Here is a 19,939-nt window from a genome sequence, read left to right as displayed (position 1 = left end):
CGGGGCGTCACGCCCTCCCATCTGGTCGGTTGACAATCAGACAAGTCTGTTTGGTACGGTCTGGTCGTGAACCCGCAGTCCCAGATGACGTGGATGTGCCTCAGGGGGAGCAGATGAACCGGCAGTACGCGGACCTCGTAGCGCCGTCGCCGCGGCGGCACCGTTCGCACGGCCCGCTCGTCCCGGCCGGACATCCGGCCGGTCCGGCTCCCTCCGACGGCGCACCACGGGCGGGAGCCCTGAACGTCCTGGTCGTCGAGAACGACCCGCGGGCCGCCGACACGCTGCTGCAGGGGCTGGTCCGGCACGGCTACACCACGCGTGGCGCCACCACCGGCGCCCAGGCGTTGCGCGGCCACCACGAGGCCGACCTGGTCCTGCTCGACCTCGACCTGCCCGACCTGGACGGCCTCGAGGTGTGCCGCGGCATCCGGGCGGTCAGCGACCTGCCGATCATCGCGGTCAGCGCACGCGGGTCGGAACTCGACTGTGTGCTCTGCCTGCAGGCGGGATCGGACGACTACCTCGTCAAGCCGTACGGCTTCCGGGAGTTACTGGCCCGGATGGAGGCGGTGTTACGCCGGGCACGGGTGCAGCAGCCGGCGCAGCAGGCCGCCGGCGGGGTCGTCACCCACGGGCCACTGCGCATCGACGCGGGCGCCCGGGTGGCCACCCTCGACGGACGGCCGCTGGACCTGACGCGCAAGGAGTTCGACCTCCTCCATCTGCTGGCCTCACAGCCCAGCACGGTGATCCCACGGCGCCAGATCATGGCCCAGGTGTGGGACGACGTCTGGTCGCCGCGCGGGCGTACGGTCGACACCCACGTCGGCACCCTGCGCGGCAAACTGGGCTCCAGCGCGTGGATCGTCACGGTCCGGGGCGTCGGTTTCCGGATCGGGAATCCCTGCGAGCCGTCTTCGGACGCCGTGCCCGCGTCGGCGGGCGTACGAGGGTGACGGCCGCCCGGTAGGACCCGGCGGCCCCTGTCGCGGCGGACGGCGATGTCCGAGCCGGCCGAAGCGACGTTCCGCCATGTCCGCCATGCCGTGCTGCCCGTGGGTCTCCGTCCTTTCGCCGGCGGCGACTTCGGCCGTGCGCTGTCCGTGCCCGGCTCCGGACGTCCCAGGGCATGGCGGCGCCCGGCACGGGTTGACTTCCGTGAAGGGGGACTGTCACGCTCTTTCCGGCGGTTGATGTGCGCCTCGTGCGCCCCGTGGGCCTGTCAGGCAGCCGGGTGTCCCGCCGGTCCGTCTCTTCTCTTTGCGTTCCATCCTGTGCCGTCGACACCGCGCGGCAGGCTTTCCGGCCTGCCGCGCGGTGCTTTTCATGCCGCGTCGTTCGTGCCGCGGACGCGGTCCCGTGTCGTTCGTGCCCTACGAAGGAGAGATCCATGACCATCCCCACCCAGCGTTCCCGAGCGGAGGCGCCCGCCCGGTCCGGGCGGGCGGCCTCGCTCGCCGGGCTGCCCTCGCTGACCGGGCTGCGGTTCTACGCGGCGACGGCCGTGTTCCTGTACCACGTCACCAGCCGCCAGCTCAGCCCGTTCAGCGGGCGGACCGCGCAGGACGCGGCCCGGCTGTTCGGCGTCGCGGGCGGGCTCGGGGTGTCGTTCTTCTTCATCCTCAGCGGGTTCATCCTCACCTGGTCCGCCCGCCGCACGGACACCCCGGGCCGGTTCCTGCGCCGTCGTCTGGTCAAGCTGTACCCCAACCACCTGGTCACCTTCGTGGCCGCGCTGGTGGTCTTCGCCGGCGCGACCACCACCTCGGTGCGGCAGTGGCTGCCCAACCTGCTGCTGGTGCAGACCTGGTCCTGGGACCCGGCGGTGTCGTTCAGCGTCAACGCCCCGAGCTGGTCGCTCGGTTGTGAGCTGCTGTTCTACCTGTGCTTTCCGCTGCTGCTCCGCGCGGTGAAGGCGATCTCCCCAGAGCGGCTGTGGGCGTGGGCGGTCACCTTCGCGGCCGCCGTCGTGGCCGTACCGGCGTTCGCGTACGCCGTCCTGCCCGGTGAGGTGCGCATCCCCGGATGGCAGGCCGGCGAGGTGCAGAACTGGTTCGTGTACCAGCTGCCGCCGGTGCGGATGCTGGAGTTCGTGCTCGGCATGCTGCTCGCCCGGATCGTGCTGACCGACCGCTGGGTGGGCGTGCGGCTGTGGCAGGCGGTGCTGCTGTGTGGCGCCGGGTACGCCGTGGCGCTCAACGTGCCCTACCTGTACGCCCTTTCCGCGGTGTGGGTGATCCCGCTCGGACTGCTCATCCCGGCCGCCGCGGTCGCCGATGTGCGCGGGCGGCGCTCGCCGTTCCGGGGACGGGTGATGAAGTGGCTCGGCGAGGTGTCGTTCGCCTTCTATCTGCTGCAGGCCACCGTGCTGATCGGCGGCGACAAGTACCTGGCAGGACACGCCCCTTACGGCGTCGCCGAGGCGGTCGGCCTGAGCCTGCTCGCCTGGGCGCTGACCACCGTCCTCTCGTACCTGCTCTACACGCTGGTCGAGCGGCCGGCGATGAAGCACCTCAGCCGGCCGCGCCGGAAGGACACGGCAGTGGCCGCAACTGAACCGACGGTCAGCATCCGTTGACATTGGAAGCGTGCACATGTCACGCTTTTCTCCGGAGCCCTTATGCCTTGAAACGGTACGACAAAGGCGATGTCCACCGGTGACCACCGGTTCGGACGTCGCCTTTTCTGTTTGCCCATCTCCGTGCCGGCCGGCCCTGCGCGGGCTCCCCGCATGAAACCCAGCCCCTCACCAAGGATGTGTCGCCATGCCCGAGACCATGACCCCCGACCGGATCCCGCACGCCGCGCGCATCATGGACTACTTCCTGGGAGGTTCCGAGAACCTCCCGGTGGACCGTGCCGCGGCGGACGGCATCGTGAAGCTGCTCCCCGGCGGCCCGCTGGGGGCGCGCGCCAACCGGCGCTTCCTCAACCGCGCGGTGCGCACCGCCACCCGCCGTGGCATCAGCCAGTTCCTGGACATCGGCAGCGGCATCCCGGCCGCCGAGGCCACCCACGAGGTCGCGCCCGAGGCCAAGGTCGTCTACGTCGACAACGACCCGGTCGTCGGGAACATCGCCCGCCGGATCCTGGGCGACACCTCGGACGGCCGTGTCGCGTACGTCAACGCGGACTTCCGCGACCCCGAGGCCGTACTGTCGGCCCCCGCCACCAAGGAACTGCTCGACTTCACCCAGCCGGTGGCGGTGGTCTTCGGCGCGCTGCTGCACTTCATCGTCGACGCCGAGGACCCGTACGGCACGGTCGAGCGCTACAAGGAGGCGCTGGCCCCCGGCAGCCTCGTCATCCTCACGCACTCCAGCCCCGACTACGTCTCCGCGCCGGTGCGGGCCGCGGTCGACGAGTTGTACACGAACCTGCGGGTCGACCTCGCCTCGCGTTCCCGCGCGGAGATCACGCGGTTCGTCGACACCGACGGCTGGACGGTGCTCGCCCCGGGTGTGGTGTCCGTCAACGAGTGGGAGACCGAGGAGGAGCGGGCCTCCGACGCGGACTACCAGACCAACCGGGAGGACACGGCCGGCTTCGCCGCCGTCGCCGTGAAGAACTGACCCACCGCGACGTGGCCGGCCCGGCCCCCGTGGGCCGGCCACGTGGCCTCGGTGCGGGACAGTGCGGGCGTGTGGATTCTCTTTCCTTTTCGGGTCAAGTCGCCGTGAAAAGAAGTGAGTTGACGGGGCTCGCGCCAAAGTGTCACACTTTTTTCGGCGGCTTCCTGCCCTGAATCGAAATCCGTGTCCGATCGGTGTTTCCGGCCTGGACGCGGATTTTTGTTTCCCCGCCGGCGCGGCACCAGGGGCGGGATCCGGACGACGATCAGCCGGGAACCAGCCAAGAGGTGCCGACCCTGCGACTGGCCCGGACCCGCTGGAACCGCCTCTGACCTGCCGTTTCGACCATTACTTGGATCTGCTGATGGTTGGCGACTTGCTAGTTAGTATGTTGATGGATAAGTAGGTTGACGATACTCTGGCGGTACGGCAACGCAGCAGTCAGGCACTGAGGGAGACAGTGATGAGCCAGGAGTTCAAGAACCACGACATGACGATGATGTTCGCCATCCACGACGCCCTGCGGCGCGAGCTGGAGCGGATCGCCCGGATCACGGCCCGGGTCGACGAGGACCCCCGTCATGTGCTGAGCACCGCGGTGGGCTGGGAGCTGTTCAAGAAGTTCCTGACGATCCACCACACCTCCGAGGACGTCACCGTCTGGCCTGTGATGCAGCGGGCGCTGGTCGGCAAGCCCGACGAGCTGGCCCTGTTGGACGCGATGGAGGCCGAGCACGCGGTCATCGACCCGCTGCTCGCCGACATCGACGCCGCCCTCGCCGACCGGGACTCCGGCCTGGAGCGTCTCGGCGGCCTGACCGACACCCTCTACACCAAGCTCGGCGGCCACCTCGACCACGAGGAGGGCGAGGCCCTGAAGCTCATGGACATCACCATGACCACGGAGGAGTGGGTCACCTTCTCGAAGGAGCAGAGCGGTCGTGTCGGCGACGACGCCCGTCGCTACCTGCCCTGGCTGCTCGACGACATGGCGGCCGCCAAGGTCGCCGGAATCCTCGGCAAGATGCCCGAGCACCTCCGCAACGCGTATGAGACCGAGTGGCGTGCCGCCTACGAGGAGCTGGACATCTGGGGCACCAAGGCCCGTTCCAGCGCACTCTGACCCGCGCTCCCTGTCGCGGTAGCGAAATGGTGCCCCTGACCTGCGGTGATCCGGTCTTCCGAGAGCCGGATCGCGTGCGGGCAGGGGCACTTTTCGCGTTTATGGGCGGGGTGCGGCCGCCTGGATCGATCTGACGACAGCCAAGGGCCCGGCCCGCGCGCCGGCCAGGGCGTGCCCGGTTCCGGCGGCCGCTTCCGGAACCGCTTTCTGACAACTCCCACCGCAGTACTGACCGTATGCCGGGTCTGAGCATACGATACAGACAAGTCTGTTGAATTCAGTGGGAGAATGTAAGGATCTGGCATGGCTCAGCAAGAACGCGGCAAGCGATCACGGCGGTCGATCCTCGAGGCGGCGGCCCAGGTCTTCGACGAGCGCGGCTACGACGCCGCCAGCACCAACGAGATCCTGGCCCGCACCGGCCTCACCCGGGGCTCCCTCTATCATCACTTCCCTTCCAAGGAAGCCATCGCGCTGGCCCTGGTGCACGCGCATGCCGAGGCCCTGGAAGTGCCCGACCGGCCGGTGCGGCTGCAGTCGGTCATCGACCTGACCCTGGAGTTCGCCCGGCGCCTCCAGCACGACGCGGTGCTGCGCGCGAGCGTGCGGCTGACCATAGAGCAGACGTCGTTCGACTGCCCGCCCCAGACCACCTACGAACAGTCCATGGACACCATCCTGACACTGTTGCAGGAGGCCGAGAAGCGGGACGAGATCCTGCCCGGGGTGGACGTGCGCGAGGTCGCCTCGCTCATCGTCGGCTCCTTCACCGGCCTCCAGATCATGTCCCAGGCCTACACCAACCGCGCCGACCTGCCCGAACGGACCGGTGTCTTCTGGAGGTTCCTGCTGCCCGGCCTCGCCACGCCGGGCCTGATCGGCCGGCTGCGCACCTCGCCCCCGGCGGAGTGAGCGGCCCCGAGCCACGGAGTGACTGACCTGACCAATCGCTTCCGCCGCCCACCCGGCCTGCTTGGTCCGCCCGGCCTGCCTGGCCCGCTTGGCGTGCTGGCCAGTCCGACCCGCTCGGCCTGCCCAGCACGTCTGTTCCGCCTGGCCCGTCCGGCCTGCCCAGCACGTTCCGTCCGGCCGGCCTGCCTGGCCCACCTGACCCGTCCGGTCCGCCGTGCCTCCCCGACCCGCCCGGCCCCCGCAGGGTCTGTCGGTGCAGGCGGTCCCGGCCGCCCGCGCTGCGGGTGCGGTGGCTCAGATTCGGCGTTCGCCGCCGCGGTTGGGGCGGTCGCGGTCGAACAGCGGGCGTAGCAGGTGCCACAGGCGCTCGGCGATCTCGCCGTCCCACCAACTCGGGTCCGTGTGGCCCAGGGTCTCGATGCCGGCCGCCACCACCACGGCCAGGTCGGCCAGGTCCTCCGCCGGTTCCTCGACCGCCTTCTGCGCCTCCGTGACCCGCTCATGGACGGCGGCCAGCAGGTCGTCGCGCAGCCGGGGCGGGCCGGCCGAGCCGTCGGCGGCCAGCTGCATCCCCGCCCGGACCACCTTCTCCGTGCGCATGGCCTCACCGAGCGCCATCAGAAAGCGTTTGGGCGTATCCGCCACCGGCCCCCGGAACGCCTCCTCGGCCAGCGCCTCGACCCGCTGCCGGGCCTCTTCGTAGACGGCGGCCGTCAGCGCGGCGGTCGAGGAGAAGTGATGGTAGAGCGCCCCCCGGCTGACCCCGGCACGGCGGCAGATGTTGATCAGCCCCGCGTCGGACAGCCGACCGTCCGCGATGAGTTCGGCGGTGGCATGGACGAGAATCTGACGTGTTTGTTCGGATCGCGCCTGCATCCGGTAGCACCTGCTTTCTCTTCCATCAGTGTGCCTGGTACACACATCTCCCCGCAGGCGCTGGCGTCAACGGTGGTAAGAATCATACAGCCATGCCTGTTTCTCCGGGGACCCTCCGTACAGAGCTACCCCGGTGCGATCTCCCTGGAATCCAAATGCCCAGATTGCAGGGGTCGTTGTCCGGAAACGTTCGCACCTGGGAAGGGTTCGAGCCGATCGTCAATCAGATAGGTCTGTTTGTAATGATGATCGGTTCTGGCCACTTGACGTGGGTTTGACACTCCGCTGACACAGCTGCGGAGGATTGTGGGAACCCTGAACCGCCGCGCGTTGATGCGGCCGACGGCCCCCGTGAGACTGGACGCAGTTCCGGAAGGACCAAGGATTCGGGGGATCCGAATGGAAGAGCTCCAGCGACTCTCGGACGACCATCGGAGCCGCGACTGCGGCCGGCTCTGCGGCCGGATCTGCGCCCGTTGCGTGGACCGGATCGACGGCGGACTGCGCACCCTGCTCGACCTGTACCGGGAGAGTGACCAGGCACTGGTGCCCGGGTCGCCGGTGCTGCGCGAGCGGGTGAGCGGCAGTCGCGCCACCGTCGGTATCGTCCTCGACGAACAGGCCCTGACACTGCGCACCCGGACGACCGAGGTGATGGCGCTGTGGGCACGGCTGGTCGTGGACGAGCGGGCCGGCACCCGGCCCGGCTCCACCGAACGCGGGGTGGCCGCACTGGTGCGGTTCCTGCGCCGGCAGCTGCCCTGGCTCGCCGGACACCCGGCGGGGGTGGACTTCGACGAGGAACTCACCGAACTCCTCGCCGAGTTCCGCGGGCTGCTCGGCCCGGGTCCGGCCCGCAGACTCGAACTCGGTCCGTGCACCCGGCCCGGGTGCGCCGGAACCCTGTACGGCGTGCTGCCGGCGGACGGCGGCGACCGGGTGCCGAGCCAGGTCTCCTGCGACGGCGGCCACCTGCTGCCGCCGCGCCAGTGGCTGCTGGTCGCGGGCCGGACGCGGGAGGCGGCCTGATGCGGACCGAGCCCGGGGGAGGGGCGGGCAGGGCGGCGCGCCCGCGCCGGGTGCCGACCGAACTGGCCGCCCTGGCGATGGGGGTCACCCCGGCGACCATCCGCAAATGGGCCAGCCGCGGCAAGATCACCCGCCACGGCGGCCCGCAGCGGGCCGAGTACGACCTCGACGAACTGTTCGATATCGCCCGGCAGAACGAGGGCGAGTAGACCACCACCGAGAGAAAGCGGATCCGTGCGGGGATCCGTCCGAAGCAGCCCCTGCGGCCCATCCCCCTGCCGCAGGGGCTGCTTTGGTGCATTGATAATCAACTACCCATATTTCAGCGGAAGTTGACGCCGTCCGAACAAGGGTGTCACACTTTTCCCGGCGCCCCATGCCCTGAGACGGGCGGCGCGTTCCCGGGCTCTGTCCTCCGAGCCCGCAGGACCCTTCAGCACCTCTCTCGAATCCGTGTCCCGGCCGGGGCACGGGTTTTCTGTTTCCTTCTCGCCCCGACTTGAGGAAGTGTCGTCGATGCCTGTTTCCACCTGGACACCCGTCGGTCAATGGACGGGTACGGTCACGCACGACGGTGAGGTGGACGAGTACACCGTCACCTTCGTGGCGGACGGTTCCCTCTCGGTCACCACGAAGAAGAGCACCGGCTACGGCTCCTGGAGCGTCACCGGCGAGGACTCCCTGCAGTTCTCCCTGCGCGAGGACTTCAACCTCGACATCACCCAGATCAGCCCCAACGGCCACCGGGCCGCGTACATCCAGATCGACATCGACGCGCGGCACGACGGCGACGCGCTCACCGGCGAGGGCAAGGCCGTCGTACACGGCCCCGACGACGTCGTGATCTACGCGACGGGCGCCCAGACCGAAGCGCGCCGGGTGTCATGACGTCCGAAGTCGCCCGGCTGACCGACCTGGTGAGCCTGCGGGACCTCGTCGGCCGCTATCTGGCCAGCCTCGACGAGGGCGGCTTCGACGAGACCTGGGCCAGGTCCCTGTTCACCGAGGACATCGAGATGACGTTCCCGGTGGGCAGCCACGCCGGCCTCGCCGGGGTGGCCGGCTTCACCGCCGAGATCATGGGGCGCTGGGGCCGTACCCACCACCACGGCTCGGAGAGCCAGGCCGAGGTCGACGGCGACACGGCCCGGCTCAGCTGGAGCCTGATCGCCTCCCATGTGCACCACGGCTCACCGCTGCCCCCGGACCCCACCCAGTACTTCCAGCTGGGCGGCCGCTTCACCGGGACGGCCCGGCGCACCCCCGACGGCTGGCGTTTCGACCGGCTGCGGCTGCGGATCGTGTGGACCACCGGCGCCGTGCCCAGGGGAGTGACCCAGGTCGACCGGCAGACGCTCGACACCCGAGGAAACACGCCCACTTCAGCAGAGGAGAACGCACCCATGGCCACCACGCTCACCGCCGACCAGCAGCGGGAACTGATCGAGAAGGTCTTCCACGAGGGCCTGGACCTGGGCGACCTCTCGGCCGCCGACCGCTACCTCACCGCCGACTTCCGCAACCACGGCAGCCACGACGACTCGATGCGCGGGCCGGAGGCCTTCAAGCACACCATCAGGATCCAGCAGTCGGCGTTCAGCGAGATCAAGTACGAGATCCTCGACTTCATCTCGATGGGCGACAAGGCCGCCATCCGCTGGGTCATGCACGGCAAGCACACCGGACCGTTCATCGGCATCAAGCCGACCGGGCTGCAGGTGCAGCACCAGGCGATCATCTGGTTCCGCTTCGAGGGCGACCGGATCGCCGAGCGCTGGGGCATCGTCGACAACTTCTCCCTGCAGAAGTTCCTCCAGTCCGGCGGCAAGCCGGCCGGCCCGCTGACCCCGGCGGGCAAGCCCGCGGCCTGATCCGCCACCCGGCCGCGCGCCCGGCCCCCGCCGACGGCGGCGGGGGCCGGGCCGCACCCCACCGAACCGAAGAAAACGAAGAAATCGAAGAAACCGAAGGACCCGAAGGACCCGACGGAACAAGGGACTTGAGACATGCCGATCGACAGGAAAGTCGCCCGTTTCAACCGGCGGTTCGCCAACCATCTCGTCGGGCCGCTGTTCAGCCGGCTGCCCGGGTTCGGGAAGGTCCACCACCGCGGCCGCAAGTCCGGGCGGGAGTTCGCCACCCCGGTGAAACTGTTCCGGCGCGGCACGGACATCGTCATCACCCTGCCGTACGGACCCGGCTCCGACTGGGTCAAGAACGTACTGGCGGCGGGCGGTTGCGAGATCACCACGCGCGGCCGCCGTATCCAGGTCGGCAACCCGGTGGTCTTCAGCGACGACGGTACGACGAAGATGCCCGCCCTGACCCGGCGGATCCTCTCCCGGGTCGAGGCCACCGAGTTCATCGCGCTGACGCCGGTCCAGGCGTCGGTGCCGGCGGGCCGGCCGTGACCGCGGCCGGCCTGGTGACCCGCCCCGCGCGGGTCGCGCTGCTGGTCGGCTCCGCCCGCGACGGCCGGCTCGCCCCGGACGTCGCGGGCTGGTTCGCGCGGGTCGCCGCGCGCCGCGACGACCTCGTGCTCGACGTCGTCGACGTGGCGGAGCACCTGCTGCCGGCGAGCCTCGACGCGGACGACCCCCGGGCGGCGGCGCTGCGGCCCCGGCTGGCCGGGGCCGAGGCGTACGTCATCGTCGTACCGGAGTACAACCGCAGCGTCCCGGGGCCGCTGAAGACCCTCATCGACAGCTTCCAGTCCGAGTGGGAGGCCAAGCCGGTCGGCTTCGTCGGCTATGGGCTCGGCATGGCCGGCGGGGTGCGGGCGATCGAGCATCTGCGGCAGATCTTCGCCGAGTTCCACTGCGTGGGGATGAAGGACATCGTGACGTTCCCGCGTGTGCTCGACCACTACGACGCCGACGGCAACTTCCCGGCGGAGCCGGAGGGAGCCGAATCCGCGGCCAAGCTGATGCTGGACCAACTCCTGTGGTGGGCGACGGCGTTGCGAGAGGCCAAGGCTGTCCGGCCGTACAGCGCCCCGTAAGGGGCGCGACCCCCAACCCCTGACAGGAGCACGTGATGGCTGCTGCCACCCCCGACCCCCTCACCCCCCTCCTCGTCGCCGTGCCCGTCGTGATCCTCGCCTGCCGGGCCGGTGCTCAGCTCCTCAAACGGTTCGGGCAGCCACCTGTCGTCGGCGAGATACTCGTCGGCATTCTGCTCGGCCCCTCCCTGCTCGGCTGGCTCTGGCCCGGCGCGCAGGGCTGGCTGTTCCCCGAGTCGGCCCTGCCCTACATCGGCGTGCTCGGCAACATCGGGCTGCTCGTGTTCATGTTCCTCGTCGGACTCGAACTCGATCTCAAGTCCCTGCGCGGCAACAGCAGAACCGCCGTCGCCGTCTCCCAGGCAGGGATCGCGCTGCCGCTGGTCCTCGGCACGCTGCTGGCGCTCGGCATGTACGGCGACTTCGCGCCGGCCGGCACGAAGAAGCTGCCGTTCGTGCTGTTCATCGCGGTGTCGATGAGCATCACGGCGTTCCCGGTGCTGGCCCGCATCCTGACCGACCGCGGCCTCTACCGGACGAAGGTCGGCGCGCTCGCCATGGCCGCCGCCGCCGTGGACGACGTCAGCGCCTGGTGTCTGCTGGCCGCCGTGGTGGCGGTGACGAAGAGCAACTCGCCCATGGACGCGCTCACCACGGCGGGGTACGCCCTCGCCTTCGCGGCCGTCATGTTCCTCGTCGTACGACCGCTGCTGGCCAGGTGGGCCGCGCGGGCCGAGCGGCGGTACCCCGACGGGGTCGTGCTGGTCGTGCTGTTCAGCGGGCTGAGCACGGCCGCGTACGCCACCGACCGGATCGGGGTGCACGCGCTGTTCGGCGCCTTCCTGTTCGGGGTGGCCACCCCGCGCGGCAGCCGGCGGATCGAGGCGACCGCGGCCCGGATGCGGGCCTTCTCCGTGCCGGTGCTGCTGCCGTTGTTCTTCGTCAGCACCGGGCTGAAGACCGACGTCGGGCTGCTCGGCGGCAGCGGCACCCAGTGGCTGTGGACGGCCGCGGTGCTCGCCGTCGCCGTGGTCGGCAAGTTCGGCGGCGGTGCGCTCGCCGCCCGGCTGTCCGGCCGTGGCTGGCGGGACGCCCTGTCGCTCGGCGCGCTGATGAACTGCCGTGGCCTGACCGAGTTGATCGTGCTGAACATCGGCCTCGGTCTGGGCGTCATCGGCCCCGGGCTGTTCACCGTCCTGGTGCTGATGGCCCTGCTCACCACAGCCATGACCACGCCCGCGCTGACCCGGTTCCGCAAGGGGATCGACGAGGAGACCGGCCAGGACCCGGCCGGAATCAGCCAGGACGAACCGGCCCTCGGGGCGGCGGGAAGCCGCTGACCTGCGGATCCGGCCGGGGTGACGGCAACGCACCCCTTCCAGCGCATAGTTCAGGCCCTGATGGTTGGAAAATTGTTGGTTGCCCGGTTGATAGATAAGTAGCTTGACGATACGATCGCGGTGCGAAAACGAAGCAGTGACGAGCCAGGTCTCCAAGGCCCCGGCATCCGGGGCACCGAGGCCGGCTCCACCAGCCGCGGAACCCGAGGACCGGCCCCCGCTCGGCGAACGGCCAGTCCGACCCCCCAAGTCCCGAGACAGACACGGAGACATCTCATGTCGCTGCAAGACCGCACCCAGGCCGTCCCCAAGGCCGCGGCCCCGCCGCAGCAGGACGGCAGGCTCGGCCTCGCGCTGCTGGTCATCGCCGCAGCCCAGCTCATGCTCGTCCTCGACAACACGATCGTCACCGTCGCCCTGCCGAGCATGCAGAGCGCCCTGGGCCTGAGCGAGTCCAGCCTCGGCTGGATCGTCACCGCCTACGCGCTCGCCTTCGGCGGGCTGCTGCTGGCCGGCGGACGCGCCGGTGACCTCTTCGGCCGCCGCCGGGTCTTCCGTACCGGCCTGATCCTGTTCACCGGCGCCTCGCTGCTCGGCGGGCTGGCGCAGAGCGGGGAACTGCTGATCGCGGCCCGCGTCATCCAGGGCGCGGGCGCCGCGATCGCCGCGCCCACCGCCCTGTCCCTGCTGGCCACCACCTTCCCGGCGGGCCCCGCCCGCAACAAGGCGCTCGGTGTGTACGGCGCGATGGGCGGCCTCGGCTCGGTCGTGGGCCTGCTGCTCGGCGGTGCGCTCACGGAGTACCTCAGCTGGCGCTGGGTGATGTTCGTGAACATCCCGATCGCCCTGGCCGTCCTGTTCGGCACCGGCGTCCTCGTCGAGGGCGAGCGCGAGCGCGGCAAGGTCGACGTACCCGGCGCCCTCACCGCCACCCTGGGCTTCGGCTCCCTCGTCTACGCCATCAACCGCGCCGGCGACAAGGGCTTCGGTGACAGCGTCACCGTGATCGGCCTCGGCGTCGCGCTCGTCCTGATCCTCGCCTTCGTCCTCATCCAGCGCAGCAGCTCCACGCCGATGATCCCGCGCGGTGTGCTGGCCGACCGCGGCCGCGTCGGCGCCAACCTGATCATGTTCCTGGTCGGCGCGGGCATGCTCGCCACCTTCTACTTCCTGACCCTCTACATGCAGGTCGTCAAGGGCTACGCCCCCATGATCACCGGCGTCGCCTACCTGCCCTTCGCGCTCGGCATGGGCATCGCGGCCGGCGGTATCGGCCCGCAGCTGCTCGCCCGGATGTCCGAGCGGAACGTCGTCGCCCTCGGCCTGCTGATCGGCATCCTCGGCATGGTCTGGTTCAGCTTCATCGAGCCCGGCCAGAACCCCTGGGCGGTCCTGCTGCCCGCCCAGCTGGTCGCCGGTCTGGGTCTCGGATCCGTCTTCGTGGCCGTCACCATCGTCAGTGTCCGCGGCGTCGAACCCCAGGCCACCGGTGCGGCCTCCGGCCTGGTCAACACCGCCCAGCAGATCGGTGGCGCCATCGGCCTCGCCGGACTGGCGGCGGCCGCCACCGCCATCACCAACCACGAGCTGCCGGGCAGCGTGCCGCACGCCCTGACCACCGGCTACTCCTACGGGTTCCTGCTCGGCGGCGGCCTGTACCTGCTGGCCCTGATCGTGGCCCTGGCCACTCTCCCGGGCACCGCCCCCCGCCCCCAGCAGGACGGCGAGCACACCCCCGCCGCCCTGTGACCCGGCCCCGGCGGCCCCGCCCTGTCCACTCGGGCGGGGCCGCCGGTCCGGTCCCGTTCCGCCGGAAGACCGGTGCATATACTCGGGCAGGAGGTGCTGTCTTGCGGCGTGAAGACGATGCAGAGCGAGGTCCGGTGACCCGGACCGAGGAGACCGCGGAGGTCCCCGGAGTCCTCCCGGAGTCACTCACGGGCTTCATCAGCTATCTCCTGCGCCGGGTGTACGCGCAGTTCTCGTCCACCGGGGACGGCGGCGACAGCGACTCCCGCGACTTCCTGGTCCTCGACGCGCTCACCGGCCACGACTGGGAGTCCCAGCTCGACCTGGCGGAGCGGCTCGGCATCAACCGCACCATCATGGTCGCGGTCATCGACCGGCTGGAGGCCCGTGGCGAGGTCCGGCGCACCCGCAACCCGGACAACCGGCGCCAGTACGTGCTGTCCCTGACCGACCAGGGGCGCGAGGCCCTCGAAGCCAGGCGCCGGGCGGTCGCCGCGCGGGACGCCCGGCTCACCGCCGTACTGACCGACGAGGAGACCATCCGGCTCGACGAGCTCCTGGCCCGGCTGCTGCCCGAGTCGGCGCAGCCCCTGGTGCAGGGCACCGAGTACCTGGTGGCCCAGGCCCACCACCGGCTGCGCAAGCACGGCGACGACAAGCTGGCCGGCACCGGACTCAGGGTGCGCCACTACGGCCCGCTGTCCGCTCTCGACGTCTTCGGGCCCATCTCCCAGCAGCGGCTCGCGGAACTGCTTGCCATCACCGGGCCCGCCGCCTCACAACTGGTCGACGAACTGGTCAGGCTGGGCCTGGTCCGGCGTGGCCGCGACCCGCACGACCGGCGCCGGTACGCCCTCGAAGTGACCGACGTCGGCCGCGAGAAACTCGCCCTCATCGCGGGTGCCGTCGCGGAACTCGCCGTGGACATCTCCGAACGGCTCGGGCCGGAGGGCGACGAGGAACTGCGCGCGCTGCTGTTGAAACTCCTGGCCCCCATGCATTCCGGCCCGGCATTCTCCGAGAACGCCAAGTCATCTGTTTCCGCCAGGGGTTGACCCTCTGGCCAAAGGCTGTCACGCTTGATTCGGCGGTAGACTCGCGCCTTTTCCAGGCTCCTCGTATCCACGAGGGGCCTTTTTTCATGCCGACTTTCCTACGGATTTCATACGGACGTTCACGCGGAATTCCGACCCTCGACGCCTTCGACGAAGGAGACAGCTCATGGTCGCGAAGAAGACCGACGGCTCGCCGGAAGCGGCGCGCATACCCGAGGACATGACCTTCGACGTCATCATCCTCGGCTCGGGGCTCGCCGGCTCCGTCACCGGCGCGATCCTGGCCAAGCACGGCGCCAAGGTGCTGCTGGTCGACGCGGCCGCGCACCCCCGCTTCGCCATCGGCGAGTCCATGACCCCGCAGCTCGTGGAATGGATCCACATCCTCTCCGAGCGCCACGACATCCCCGAACTGAAGAGCCTGTCCAGTGTCCAGGCCTCCACCCGCGACATCGGCCCGACATTCGGCACCAAGGCGCACTTCGGCTTCATGAAGCACGAGGTCGGAAAAGAACCCGACCCGCGCGAGGCCACTCAGCTCGCACTGCCGAAGATATTCCACCAGAACAGCCATATGTTCCGGCAGGACAGCGACGCATTCATGTTCCATGTGGCGATCAAATACGGCTGCACCCCCCGGCAGAACTGGCGCGCCAACGAGGTCGACTTCGACGACGACGGTGTCACCGTCCTCGGAAAGAGCGCCGCCCCCGGCGCCGAGCCCGAGGTGTACCGGGCCAAGTACCTGGTGGACGCCTCCGGTTTCCGCTCGCCGCTGGCCGACAAGTTCGACCTGCGCGACAAGCCCACCGCCCGCTTCAAGCACCACTCCCGCTCGATGTTCACGCACTACGTCGGCATCAAGCGGTTCGACGACGTCAGCGGCCACCCGCACGACCTGCGCCCGCCGGCCGACTGGCACACCGGCACCATGCACCACCTGATCGAGCGCGGCTGGTTCTGGATCATCCCGTTCGACAACCACCCCGAATCCCGCAACCCGCTGTGCAGCGTCGGCCTGACCATCGACGAGCGCACCTATCCCAAGCCCAAGGACCTCACCCCGGAGCAGGAGTTCCAGCTCTTCCTCGACAAGTACCCCGCCGTCAAGCGCCAGTTCGCCGGCGCCACCCGGGTCCGCGAGTGGATCTCCACCGACCGGCTGCAGTACTCCTCGAAGCAGACCATCGGCGACCGCTGGTGCCTGATGTCCCACGCGGCCGGCTTCCTGGACCCGCTGTTCTCCCGCGGCCTGTCCAACACGATGGAGGTCGTCGACGCCCTGACCTCCCGGCTGATCCCCGCACTCAAGGACGGCGACTTCTCCGCCGAGCGCTTCGCGTACGTCGAGAAGGTCGAGCAGGGGCTGCTCCAGTACAACGACGACCTGGTCAACAGCTCCTTCATCGCCTTCTCCCACTTCCGCCTGTGGAACGCGGTCTTCCGGGTCTGGGGCTCCTTCATCACCCCCGGCACCATGCGGCTCACCCGGGCCCGCCTCAAGCACTTCAAGGACCACGACGAGCGCCACTTCGACGAGCTGGAGAACGTGGCGCACCCGGGTCTGTGGTGGCCGCAGAGCGACTCGTTCAAGATGATCCTGGAGGCCACCGCCGAGACCTGCGAGAAGTACGAGGCCGGCGCCCTCACCGGCGACGAGGCCGCCGACATCGTTTTCGGGCTGCTCAAGGAGTCCCCGGTCGTCAACCCGGTCTTCGGCTGGAAGGACGAGGAACAGCGCTTCATCTACCCGTCCGTGGGGACGATGGCCCGCTTCCTGTACTGGGCCTCGGTGCAGGCCCCGCCCGAGATGAACAGCGTCGGCCGCGAGTTCCTGCTCGGCATCCTCAAGGCCGGGGCGAAGGTCCGCAAGCTCCTCTGACCCGCGCGGCACACCTCCCGACACACACCCCAGAAAGGGATGCGCATGTCCGCAGCAGCGCGGTCGCTGACCCGCGCCCAAGAGACCCGGCCCGCCGAGCAGACCCGGCCCGTCGAGCCACTGAGCCTGCGCCGCGTGTGCGGCCTGTTCACGACCGGCGTCACGGTCGTCACCACCGGCCCCGACGGCGACGCGGACGGCACCACCGTCAACTCGTTCACCTCGGTCTCGCTGGAACCCCCGCTGGTGCTGTTCTGTCTGCACCAGCAGTCCCGGCTGCACACGCTCCTGGAGCAGAGCGGCGGGTTCACCGTCAACTTCCTGTCCGGGCGGCAGCAGCCGCTGGCCCGGCACTTCGCCGGGCGCCGGAGCGCCGCCTTCGAGGGCGTCCCGCACCACTTCACCGAGGACGGGCTGCCCGTGCTCAGCGAGGCCCTCGCCTATCTGACCTGCACCACGGTCGACATCCACACGGCCGGTGACCACGACATCGTCATCGGCGAGGTGGTGGACCTGGGCGTGCCCGAGCACGGCAAGGAGCCGCTGATCTTCTTCGACGGCTCACTGGGACCGCTGCAGACGGGCGCGGACAGCTTCCAGCACACCCGACAGGCCTCCTGACATGCGCCGGGTGCTCATCGCCAACCGTGGCGAGATAGCCGTGCGTGTCGCCCGGGCCTGCCGGGACGCCGGGATCGCGAGCGTGGCCGTCTACGCGGACCCCGACCGGGACGCCCTGCACGTCCGGGTCGCCGACGCGGCCTACGCCCTCGGCGGTGACACCCCGGCCACCAGCTACCTGGACATCGACAAGGTCCTGAACGCCGCCCGGGAGACCGGCGCGGACGCCGTCCATCCGGGCTACGGCTTCCTGTCCGAGAACGCCGAGTTCGCCCAGGCGGTCCTGGACGCGGGCCTGACCTGGATCGGGCCGCCGCCGCAGGCCATCCGCGACCTCGGCGACAAGGTGGCCGCCCGGCACATCGCCCAGCGGGCCGGCGCCCCCCTGGTCGCCGGCACCCCGGACCCGGTGGGCGGCGCCGAGGAGGTCGTCGCCTTCGCGGAGGAACACGGGCTGCCGATCGCCATCAAGGCCGCGTTCGGCGGCGGCGGGCGCGGGCTGAAGGTCGCCCGGACGCTGGAGGAGGTGCCGGAGCTCTATGAGTCGGCGGTGCGTGAGGCGGTGGCCGCCTTCGGCCGCGGGGAGTGCTTCGTGGAGCGCTACCTGGACCGGCCGCGGCACGTGGAGACGCAGTGCCTCGCGGACCGGTACGGCAACGTGGTCGTCGTATCGACGCGTGACTGCTCGTTGCAGCGTCGGCACCAGAAGCTGGTGGAGGAGGCTCCCGCGCCGTACCTGACGGCGGAGCAGACGGCCGAGCTGTACCGGGCCTCGAAGGCGATCCTGCGGGAGGCCGGCTATGTCGGCGCGGGGACCTGTGAGTTCCTGGTCGGCCAGGACGGCACGGTCTCCTTCCTGGAGGTCAACACCCGCCTCCAGGTCGAGCACCCGGTGACCGAGGAGGTCGCCGGTATCGACCTGGTCCGGGAGATGTTCCGGATCGCCGACGGCGAGGAACTCGGCTACGACGACCCGCAGCTGCGCGGGCACTCCTTCGAGTTCCGGATCAACGGCGAGGACCCGGGCCGCGGCTTCCTGCCCGCTCCCGGCACGGTCACCCGCTTCGACCCGCCGTCGGGTCCGGGCGTACGCCTGGACGCGGGGGTGGAGTCGGGGTCGGTGATCGGCCCGGCCTGGGACTCGCTGCTGGCGAAGCTGATCGTCACCGGCCGGACCCGCAAGGAGGCCCTGGAGCGGGCCGCCCGCGCCCTGGACGAGTTCCAGGTCGAGGGCATGGCCACCGCGATCCCGTTCCACCGGGCGGTGGTCAGGGACCCGGCGTTCGCCCCGCAGGAGGGGCCGTTCACCGTCCACACCCGGTGGATCGAGACCGAGTTCGTCAACGGGATCGAGCCCTTCGCCGCACCGGCCCCCGAAGCCGAGACGGCGGAGTGCGGCCGCGAGACCGTGGTCGTCGAGGTCGGCGGACACCGGCTGGAAGTCTCGCTGCCGGCCGTGCTCGGGCGGGTCCCGGACCGTGTGCCCAGCCTGGTCGGGGCGGCGGCGCCCCGGGCCCGCCGCCGCACCGCGCGCGGCTCCGCGCCGGCCGCGTCCGGGGACACGCTCACCTCACCGATGCAGGGCACCGTCGTCAAGGTCGCCGTCGCCGACGGGCAGACGGTCGAGAAGGGCGACCTGGTCGTCGTCATCGAGGCCATGAAGATGGAGCAGCCGCTCACCGCGCACCGGTCCGGCACCGTGACCGGGATCGCCGCGGAGGTGGGCCAGGCCCTCGCCGCCGGCGCGGCCGTGTGCGACATCAAGGACTGAAGAGGCAACGGATCGAGGACTGGTCGACTTGGCACACCTCACCTACACCGACGCCATGAACACGGCCCTTGAGCGGCTGCGTTCCGTGGGGTACGAGCACGGGCGCAGCTTCGTCAACCATGCCCCGATGGCCGCCGAGGCCCTGGCACACATGGGATACGCCGACGAGGTGCCCCGCTGGGTGGAGGGGCATCTGCGCAGCCACTCCTTCCACGACGTGCCCGAGCGACGGTTCACCATCGACCCGGCGGACGAGGCCGACTGGCGCCAGGCACTCGGTGAGTTCGGCCGGGTCGCCGACTGGACGACGTTGTTCGAGCGGGAGCTGGCCGAGGGCCGGTGGACCGACGTACTGGCCCGCTGGTGGCCCCGGCTGCTGCCCGGCATGTCCGGGATGCTCACACACGGGGTGATCCGCACCGCGCACGCGGTCCGTGCCGTGGTGACCGCGGGCCCCGACAACCGGATGCAACTGGCCGAACTGGCCCACGGGCTCGGTTACTGGGCGGCCCGGTACTCGGACGGCGGGGTCGCGGTCGAGGAGCACCCGGGCGGGGACGGCGGCGATGCCGTACGGGCACTGGACGAGCTCGTCGCCGAGTTCTCCGGGGTCTACGCCACGCTCTCCCACAACCACCCCGTTCCACTGATCCACTCGGTCACCGGACCCGCCGCCGTACGACTGGTGGTGGAGCACCTCCCGGAGGCACAGCGGTGGCCGTCGTACCAGGTCGCGCGGGCCGTCAGCCGCACGATGCTCGACTGGTTCCACGCCGTGCCCCGGCCCTCGGCCCCGCTGCCGGACGCTCCGGGCGTGGCCGACCTGTTCGCCGAGGCCGTGCAGATCGGCGACGAGCACGCCATCAAGCTCGCCGAAGTGGCCGTACGGCACGAGGCGTGGGCGCCCGATCCGCGGCACGCGGCGGCCGCGCACGTGGCGAACCGGGCCATCGGGCGCCGGTACCGCTGACAGCTCATCTTCGACGGTCCCTCAGACCGGACCGT

General features: G+C 70.3%; 19 protein-coding genes. 18 read left to right on the top strand and 1 reads right to left on the bottom strand.

Translation table 11 applies throughout. The features are described from left to right. Positions 1-113 precede the first annotated feature (113 nt). From ABTY98_RS11405 to ABTY98_RS11385, 5 genes are all read left to right on the top strand, one after another. Positions 114-959, top strand: a complete 846-nt coding sequence (locus ABTY98_RS11405; RefSeq protein ID WP_352220644.1) for a response regulator transcription factor — start codon at positions 114-116, stop codon at positions 957-959. Between the two features lie 434 nt (positions 960-1,393). Beyond that, entirely contained in the window at positions 1,394-2,581 is a 1,188-nt protein-coding gene (locus tag ABTY98_RS11400; RefSeq protein ID WP_352220643.1) for an acyltransferase family protein, read from the top strand. A 187-nt stretch (positions 2,582-2,768) separates the two neighbouring features. Further along, positions 2,769-3,575 carry an SAM-dependent methyltransferase gene (locus ABTY98_RS11395; RefSeq protein WP_352220642.1) on the top strand — a complete coding sequence of 269 codons (807 nt, stop codon included), beginning with the start codon at positions 2,769-2,771 and terminating at the stop codon, positions 3,573-3,575. A 463-nt stretch (positions 3,576-4,038) separates the two neighbouring features. Further along, entirely contained in the window at positions 4,039-4,698 is a 660-nt protein-coding gene (locus ABTY98_RS11390) for a hemerythrin domain-containing protein (RefSeq protein WP_352220641.1), read from the top strand. Positions 4,699-5,001: 303 nt separating this feature from the next. After that, positions 5,002-5,610 carry a ScbR family autoregulator-binding transcription factor gene (locus tag ABTY98_RS11385; protein WP_352220640.1) on the top strand — a complete coding sequence of 203 codons (609 nt, stop codon included), beginning with the start codon at positions 5,002-5,004 and terminating at the stop codon, positions 5,608-5,610. 294 nt (positions 5,611-5,904) lie between these two features. On the opposite strand, the gene ABTY98_RS11380 is transcribed toward ABTY98_RS11385, so the two are convergent. Continuing rightward, positions 5,905-6,486 carry a TetR family transcriptional regulator gene (locus tag ABTY98_RS11380; protein ID WP_352220639.1) on the bottom strand — a complete coding sequence of 194 codons (582 nt, stop codon included), beginning with the start codon at positions 6,484-6,486 and terminating at the stop codon, positions 5,905-5,907. 399 nt (positions 6,487-6,885) lie between these two features. Here ABTY98_RS11380 and ABTY98_RS11375 point away from each other — a divergent pair, with 399 nt between their 5' ends. The 13 genes from ABTY98_RS11375 to ABTY98_RS11315 all read left to right on the top strand — a co-directional run bounded on the left by ABTY98_RS11375 (position 6,886) and on the right by ABTY98_RS11315 (position 19,904). After that, positions 6,886-7,515 (top strand): OvmZ protein, encoded by a 630-nt coding sequence (locus ABTY98_RS11375; protein ID WP_352220638.1) that lies wholly within the window; start codon positions 6,886-6,888, stop codon positions 7,513-7,515. Beyond that, a complete protein-coding gene (locus ABTY98_RS11370; protein ID WP_352220637.1) occupies positions 7,515-7,724 on the top strand; it encodes a hypothetical protein in 210 nt (69 codons plus the stop codon). The genes ABTY98_RS11375 and ABTY98_RS11370 overlap by 1 nt, the downstream gene beginning before the upstream one ends. 307 nt (positions 7,725-8,031) lie before the next feature. After that, entirely contained in the window at positions 8,032-8,403 is a 372-nt protein-coding gene (locus ABTY98_RS11365) for a dehydrogenase (RefSeq protein ID WP_352220636.1), read from the top strand. Then, positions 8,400-9,386 carry an ester cyclase gene (locus ABTY98_RS11360; RefSeq protein ID WP_352220635.1) on the top strand — a complete coding sequence of 329 codons (987 nt, stop codon included), beginning with the start codon at positions 8,400-8,402 and terminating at the stop codon, positions 9,384-9,386. The genes ABTY98_RS11365 and ABTY98_RS11360 overlap by 4 nt, the downstream gene beginning before the upstream one ends. 135 nt (positions 9,387-9,521) lie before the next feature. After that, the gene (locus ABTY98_RS11355; protein WP_352220634.1) at positions 9,522-9,926 is read left to right on the top strand and encodes a nitroreductase family deazaflavin-dependent oxidoreductase; all 405 of its coding nucleotides are present in this window, start codon (positions 9,522-9,524) and stop codon (positions 9,924-9,926) included. Further along, positions 9,923-10,516, top strand: coding sequence for an NADPH-dependent FMN reductase (locus ABTY98_RS11350; RefSeq protein ID WP_352220633.1), 594 nt, complete (start codon positions 9,923-9,925; stop codon positions 10,514-10,516). Before ABTY98_RS11355 ends, ABTY98_RS11350 begins: the two co-directional genes overlap by 4 nt. Before the next feature lie 35 nt (positions 10,517-10,551). Next, positions 10,552-11,856, top strand: a complete 1,305-nt coding sequence (locus tag ABTY98_RS11345) for a cation:proton antiporter (RefSeq protein ID WP_352220632.1) — start codon at positions 10,552-10,554, stop codon at positions 11,854-11,856. A 276-nt stretch (positions 11,857-12,132) separates the two neighbouring features. Continuing rightward, on the top strand, positions 12,133-13,605 hold the full coding sequence (locus ABTY98_RS11340; protein ID WP_352220631.1) for an MFS transporter: 1,473 nt from the start codon (positions 12,133-12,135) through the stop codon (positions 13,603-13,605). A gap of 134 nt (positions 13,606-13,739) precedes the next feature. Continuing rightward, entirely contained in the window at positions 13,740-14,660 is a 921-nt protein-coding gene (locus ABTY98_RS11335) for a MarR family winged helix-turn-helix transcriptional regulator (RefSeq protein ID WP_352220630.1), read from the top strand. Between the two features lie 166 nt (positions 14,661-14,826). Further along, positions 14,827-16,542, top strand: a complete 1,716-nt coding sequence (locus ABTY98_RS11330) for an NAD(P)/FAD-dependent oxidoreductase (protein ID WP_352220629.1) — start codon at positions 14,827-14,829, stop codon at positions 16,540-16,542. A 45-nt stretch (positions 16,543-16,587) separates the two neighbouring features. Continuing rightward, entirely contained in the window at positions 16,588-17,163 is a 576-nt protein-coding gene (locus ABTY98_RS11325) for a flavin reductase family protein (RefSeq protein WP_352220628.1), read from the top strand. A 1-nt stretch (position 17,164) separates the two neighbouring features. Beyond that, positions 17,165-18,934: an acetyl/propionyl/methylcrotonyl-CoA carboxylase subunit alpha gene (locus ABTY98_RS11320; RefSeq protein ID WP_352220627.1), complete on the top strand. Its 1,770-nt coding sequence runs from the start codon at positions 17,165-17,167 to the stop codon at positions 18,932-18,934. Between the two features lie 28 nt (positions 18,935-18,962). Continuing rightward, on the top strand, positions 18,963-19,904 hold the full coding sequence (locus ABTY98_RS11315) for a hypothetical protein (RefSeq protein WP_352220626.1): 942 nt from the start codon (positions 18,963-18,965) through the stop codon (positions 19,902-19,904). Positions 19,905-19,939 lie beyond the last annotated feature (35 nt).

It is taken from the genome of Streptomyces sp. NPDC096040 (assembly GCF_040303265.1).
In the GTDB taxonomy this organism is placed as follows: Bacteria; Actinomycetota; Actinomycetes; order Streptomycetales; family Streptomycetaceae; genus Streptomyces.
The sequence above is the reverse complement of the archived record's forward strand: the minus strand, read 5'-3'. Positions and strand labels throughout refer to the sequence as shown.